Here is a 1,716-nt window from a genome sequence, read left to right as displayed (position 1 = left end):
ACGGGGGCGAGGGCGGCATCGTCGCGTCCGCGACCGTCGCCGGCCAGTGCGTCGCGCCGCGCCGGGGCACCAACCCCGCGACGGGCCGCGCGTACCCCGACACCGCCGGCACCGTCGACAACGAGAAGAGCTGGGTGCGCGGCTGGATCGACGAAACCTACCTTTGGTACAACGAGGTGCCCACCACGCTCAAGGCCTCGGACTACGCCACGCCGTTGACCTGGTTCAGCGTGCTCAAGACGCAGGCCACCACGCCCTCGGGCCAGCTCAAGGACCGCTTCCACTTCTACCTCGACACCGAGGCGTACCGCCTGGAGTCGGAGGGCGGCGTGTCGGTCGGCTACGGCATGGACACGGCGGCGGTGCGCAGTTCGCCGCCGCGCAACATCCGCCTCGCCTTCGTCGAGCCGGGTTCGGCGGCGGCGGCGGCCGGCCTGGCGCGCGGGGCCAAGCTGGTCGCGGTCGACGGCGTCGACGTGGTGAGCAGCACCGGGCAGGCCAATGTCGACATCATCAACCGCGCGATCTCGCCGCAGAACCTCGGCGAGAAGCACACCTTCACCTTCGAGGTGAGCGGCACGCGCGGCAGTCCGATCGAGCTCACGGCCCAGCGCATCACGAGCACGCCGGTGCTGTACACCCGCACCATCGGGCCGGCCGGCAACCGCGTGGGCTACCTGCTGTTCAACGACCACATCTCGACCGCCGAGGGGCAGCTCGTCACGGCCATGAACACGCTCAAGCAGGACGGCGGCGTCCAGGACCTCGTGATCGACATGCGCTACAACGGCGGCGGCCAGTTGCGCATCGCGAGCCAGCTGGCCTACATGGTGGCCGGGCCGGGCCCGACGAACGGCAAGACCTTCGAGTTGCTGACCTTCAACGACAAGAACCCGTACCGCACCACGCTCGCGGACAACCTCACGCCCTTCTTCACGACCACCCGGGCCGGCCAACCCCTGCCCACGCTGGGCCTGTCGCGCGTCACGCTGCTGACGGGCCGCAGCACCTGCTCGGCCAGCGAGTCGGTCATCAACAGCCTGCGCGGCGTGGGCGTCACGGTCAACCTCGTGGGCGCCACCACCTGCGGCAAGCCCTACGGGTTCGTTCCGCAGGACAACTGCGGCACCACCTACTTCGCGGTCAACTTCAAGGGCGTCAACCAGGCCGGCTTCGGCGACTACGGCGACGGCTTTGCACCCAATGCCAGCTGCGCCGTGGCCGACGACTTCGACCACCTGCTGGGCGACACCGCCGAAGGCCGGCTGGCCGCGGCGCTGCGGTTGCGCGACACCGGTTCGTGCACGGCGGCATCCGCCAAGGCCGCGGACACCCCGGGCCTGGAGAAGGCCGCCGCGCCGGTGGAAGAAGACCAGCTCTTCCTGCGCCCCCGCTCGCCGCTGCGCGAGAACCGGCTGATCGACCTTGTGCCCAGCCCGGGCTGACAGACGGCCTGACCCCGCGCGCGAGGCCAGCCCCGGCCTCGCGGAAAACCCCTAGCCGCACCCCATTGCCACGCCTGCGGCCTGCCACTTAGAGTTTGGCAAACGTTTGCGCAAAGGTTTGCGCAAACGTTTTCACTCCCTGGCGCTCCTTTAGGAAACCGGGCTGGAAACCAAACACTTAGGAGAAGCAGATGCGCAAATGGACAGTGACGACCTTCTGGCTCGTCGTCATGGCGGTGCTCGTGGGCTGCGGCGGCGGTGGGGGCGGCGG

The 1,716-nt window shown here is 69.5% G+C and carries 1 protein-coding gene; it reads left to right on the top strand.

Features of this window, described 5'->3' with window-relative positions; translation table 11 throughout:
* On the top strand, nucleotides 1-1,445 hold a 1,445-nt coding region (locus AC07XP_RS32255; protein WP_495266958.1), incomplete at its 5' end, for a S41 family peptidase.
* Nucleotides 1,446-1,716: the final 271 nt, after the last annotated feature.

The sequence above is a fragment of the Variovorax sp. GW531-E2 genome, assembly GCF_059423125.1.
The sequence above is the reverse complement of the archived record's forward strand: the minus strand, read 5'-3'. Positions and strand labels throughout refer to the sequence as shown.